A 4,666-nucleotide genomic window follows, 5' to 3' on the forward strand; every position below is an offset into this window, starting at 1 on the left:
GACTGGCGGCGCTTCGCGCCGCCAGTCAATTCTTGGGATTTGATTTGTCCTAAGTCAAGGGGTGGATAACTGTGATAGAGATCACAGGATCTTAGAGATTTAGCCTGCTTAAAATTTCGATATCAATCACCTGTGACCACGGATACAAGTCACATCCAGATCCTTGAGTTTAGAGGAAACTTATTCCTATAGAAGTAGTCCTAAAAAAGTGATGAGGCATCAGTCAAAGCGCGGTGCAATATCCCTTGCAAGATCTACTTTTCTAACTCTAATCGCTACTGAAACATACGCCCAAGGATCAAAAAGGATCAAAGATGATGAATAACAAGAGTGTAATTAGAAACCTAGTGAATCGCGCTCTCCTCATTAAAAGACTCACCCCTGAGATGGAAAATATGATTAACCACGAGCTTTCCGAACAAGGATACATTACCGATCCCGACTATGAAGCTTTGGAATACCTCATGCAAGCCGTTGATCAGGGCAAAGTCCGTCAGGTTAGCTAGGTGATAGCTATTTAAGGCAAATCGCTAAATTGACCATAGGATTTCATTGCTAAGGCTGTAGACTAGAATTGCAAAATTTGAAGTCTTGCCTGTATGGGTTATCTAGCCTATTCTCGGCTATATCATCAATTCCGACTGTTGCCTCGTCAAATCGCTTATTGGGTTTTTCTCTGCGGGATAACGCTACTAGTTGCGATCGCCATTAAATCCTGTCAGATCCAGTCAGGTATAGTCCCTGCCTTACCCCAGCATCCGAACATTCAAGTATTTTTTAATTACAATCAAGCTAATCGATACACCGATCCCTACCGTAATATCGAACGGCTTGGCGACAATCTGGAAAGAGTGTTAATTGATAACGTCACCAAAGCGAAAACAACAATCGATATTGCCGTCCAAGAATTACGCTTACCGAATATAGCTAAGGCGATTGTGGATGCCAAATTGCGCGGTGTAAATGTCCGTTTAATTCTAGAGAGTAACTATAGTAAAGCTTGGAGCGAGTTTACTGCCGATCAGATCGAGAAAATGAATCCTCGCGATCGCGATCGTTATAAAGAATTTCAAAAGTTTGCCGATGTCAATAAAGACGGTCGTTTAAGTGAAGAGGAATTGGATCGTCGTGATGGTTTGAGGTTAATCAAGACAACTAATGTGCCTTGGCTTGATGATACGGCGGATGGTTCTAAGGGAAGCGGACTAATGCACCATAAGTTTATGGTGATTGACGATCGAGTCGTTTTATTTGGTTCGGCAAATTACACGATGAGCGATATCCACGGTGATTTTACAAAACCCGAAACGAGAGGCAATGCCAATAATCTCCTACGTATTGAGAACAAGGAACTTGCCGCTAAGTTTAAACAGGAATTTAATACTATGTGGGGTGATGGACCAGGAGGCAAAACTGATAGCCTCTTTGGTATTAAAAAACCCTCGCGTAAAATTGAATATCTGATCGTTGATGGAGCGCAGATCCGCCTAAAGTTTTCGCCAGATCCAGAAGATACACCGCGCGAACAGACAAGTAATGGATTGATTGCCACGGCAGTCTCAGGAACGCAGAAAACGGTTGATATGGCTCTATTTGTCTATTCTGATGAATTTGTTTCGGCAATCCTTGAAGAGCGACAACAACAAAATGTGCAGATTCGGACTTTAGTGGAGCCCCAATTTGCCTACCGTGATTATTCTTCTACCCTTGATATGTGGGGCTTACAGTCTACTCAAGATTGCAAAACAGGTAAAAATAGTGCGTGGAAGCAGCCCCTAAAAACTGTGGGGATTCCCAATCTAGTAGCGGGCGATACCCTACATCACAAGTTCGCCATTCTTGATCGCAATCTAGTTTTGACGGGTTCCCACAATTGGACTCATGCGGCAAATCACACCAATGACGAAGTGTTAGTTGCCATTCAAAGCGATATCGTTGCCACCCATTACCAGAGGGAATACGATCGCCTTTATCAAGATGTTACCTTGGGACCAACCGCCAAACTATTACAGGCTACCTCTAAAAGCTGTGCTGAGAGACTGAAACCAAAACCAAAACCTATTCCTGAAGAATCAGAAATTCAATCATAGCGATCGCATTGCCTAAAGATTTGTTAAGCTAGTATGTCGGAAATTTCATGCTCGATCGTAAATCGCGTCATTAACAAATATGGTCAATCTGGTTCAACCCGTCAAACCCACGATCGCATTTTCTCACTTGGGTTGTGAAAAGAACCGCGTCGATACGGAACATATGCTGGGCTTGTTAGTGCAAGCAGGTTATCAAGTCGATAGTAATGAAGAATTGGCAGATTATGTGATCGTCAATACCTGTAGTTTTATCGAAGATGCTCGGCGCGAATCGGTGCGGACATTGGTTGAACTTGCCGAAATGGGCAAACGCATCGTGATCGCTGGTTGCATGGCTCAACATTTCCAACAGGAGTTGCTGGATGAGATTCCTGAAGCGGTGGCTCTCGTTGGTACTGGTGACTATCAAAAAATTGTCGATGTAATCGAACGGGCGGAAAAAGGCGAACGGGTCAAAGAAATTACCCAAATTCCTACCTATATTGCCGATGACACCGTGCCGCGCTATCGCACCACCAACGAGGCAGTTGCCTATGTAAGGGTTGCCGAAGGTTGTGACTATCGCTGTGCTTTTTGCATCATTCCCCATTTACGTGGCGATCAGCGATCGCGATCGATTGAGTCGATTGTCGCTGAATGCGATCGCCTAGCTTCCGAAGGCGTAAAAGAAATCATTCTCATTTCCCAGATCACGACTAACTACGGACTGGACATTTACGGTCAACCTCGCCTTGCCGAACTCTTAACTGCCCTCGGTCAAGTGGATGTACCTTGGATTCGGATGCATTATGCCTATCCTACAGGCTTGACACCCAAGGTAATCAACGCCATGAAGTCTACCCCTAATGTGGTTCCTTACCTCGATTTGCCTTTGCAACATTCCCATCCTGATGTTCTGCGGGCGATGAACCGTCCTTGGCAAGGGCGAGTTAATGACAAAATCATGGAACAAATCAAAGCGTCACTGCCTGATGCCATTGCCCGTACCACTTTTATTGTGGGATTTCCTGGGGAAACAGAAGAGCAGTTTGAGCATTTACTCGAATTTGTCAAGCGTCATGAGTTTGATCATGTAGGTGTATTTACTTTCTCCGCCGAAGAAGGCACTCCTGCTTTTGATCTGCCAAACCAAATTGCCGAAGAGGTCAAGCAAGAGCGACGCGATCGCATTATGGTTGCCCAACAGGAAATTTCCTTCCGCAAAAACCAACTGGAAATTGGTAAAACCGTAGAGGTACTGATCGAACAGGAAAATCCCAATACAGGCGAACTAATTGGGCGATCGGCAAGATTTGCTCCCGATGTTGATGGCGTTGTCTATGTACGCGATCCGCAGGGTAAAGCAACCCTTGGAACGATGTTTTCGGTTAAGATTACCGCTGCCGATCACTACGACCTCTTTGGGGAAATCGTCTAAGTCATTGAGAATTCACCGTAGAAAATGCAGTGGCATTTTCTACGGTGATCTACTGCCCATAACGATCACTTATGCTTTTTGGTATATGCCACTACATAGTTTTTACCAAATTTATAGCAAGATGATAAAAATAACTTTTATATAACTTTGTCACTTCTTTTTACTAACCTTTATATATCTATTAATGATTTCATAAGTTACAAAAAAGGGAATAATTGAGCACATGAAGCAAGAAAGTAGTTTGTGTTGTCAATCAATCCACATTTATTGCTTTAGTAGATGACATGATCGGAAACAAGAGTATTACTCTCTCGAAGCAATTAAAAGGTAGAACAATGGATACAATTACTAAAGTTAATCAGCTATCTTTTCATCAAGGCTCAAATAGCGAATCTGCTTTTACTATCAAATTGACAGATAGTAAATTCGATAATCTTGCAGGCTCTGAACTGTTTGGCAAAGTTGAGTCTTGGATTTCAGCCAATGTGATGATGAATAATAAAAAAGTTCCAGTCTTGATTGTCGATATGGAGAATGTAGAATTTATCGATAGCCAAGGTCTACAAAAATTATTAGCATCCCTCAGATTAATGCACTCGCAAAAGAGTAATTTGCTGCTTTGTTCTCTCCAACCATCGGTAAGAATTGTATTTGAAATTACTAGAGTTGATCAGTTGTTTGCTGTTTTGCCTAGTATTGATACATTTATGAACCAATCTAACCAACAACTGCAAGATTCTGATTGCTTAGTATCTGATTGCTTAGTATCTGATTGCTTAGTATCTGATTGCCTAGTAGCTGCTTAAAAGCAATTTTAATCTCAGTACTGAATCTATTGTCATCCAATAAAAACGCGGTGCTAAGCACCGCGTTTTTTTTAATTACATCTTAAGTAATACCAATTCACGAAAGTGTGACAACACTTTTGTGAATTAAACACCAAACCCATTAAGGTTTTGAGATTCCCAAAATGGCGTTGCCATTTTGGGAATTGGTATAATACTAATTCCCAAAAGTGTGGCTACACTTTTGGGAATTAAAAACCAAACCCAGTAAGGGTTTTAAAATCACAAAATGGCGTAGCCATTTTGTGATTTGGTATAAAATTAGTAAAATAATAACTTCCGTGAAATAGTAGCGATCACGATAGTGGCACATA

4 protein-coding genes are annotated in these 4,666 nt (G+C 42.0%); all 4 read left to right on the forward strand.

Annotated features, from left to right (window positions below; all coding sequences use genetic code 11):
* The first annotated feature begins 317 nt into the window (after window positions 1-317).
* The 4 genes from PSE7429_RS21390 (at window position 318) to PSE7429_RS23955 (ending at window position 4,313) form a co-directional block, all read left to right on the forward strand.
* Complete coding sequence (locus PSE7429_RS21390; RefSeq protein WP_040690096.1) at window positions 318-506, forward strand: hypothetical protein; 189 nt, start codon at window positions 318-320, stop codon at window positions 504-506.
* 93 nt (window positions 507-599) lie between these two features.
* On the forward strand, window positions 600-2,090 hold the full coding sequence (locus tag PSE7429_RS21395; protein ID WP_009629459.1) for a phospholipase D-like domain-containing protein: 1,491 nt from the start codon (window positions 600-602) through the stop codon (window positions 2,088-2,090).
* Window positions 2,091-2,169: 79 nt separating this feature from the next.
* Window positions 2,170-3,507, forward strand: coding sequence for a 30S ribosomal protein S12 methylthiotransferase RimO (gene rimO / locus PSE7429_RS21400; RefSeq protein WP_009629460.1), 1,338 nt, complete (start codon window positions 2,170-2,172; stop codon window positions 3,505-3,507).
* 335 nt (window positions 3,508-3,842) lie between these two features.
* On the forward strand, window positions 3,843-4,313 hold the full coding sequence (locus tag PSE7429_RS23955; RefSeq protein WP_052017768.1) for an STAS domain-containing protein: 471 nt from the start codon (window positions 3,843-3,845) through the stop codon (window positions 4,311-4,313).
* Window positions 4,314-4,666: the final 353 nt, after the last annotated feature.

The sequence above is a fragment of the Pseudanabaena biceps PCC 7429 genome (assembly GCF_000332215.1).
Lineage (GTDB): Bacteria > Cyanobacteriota > Cyanobacteriia > Pseudanabaenales > Pseudanabaenaceae > Pseudanabaena > Pseudanabaena biceps.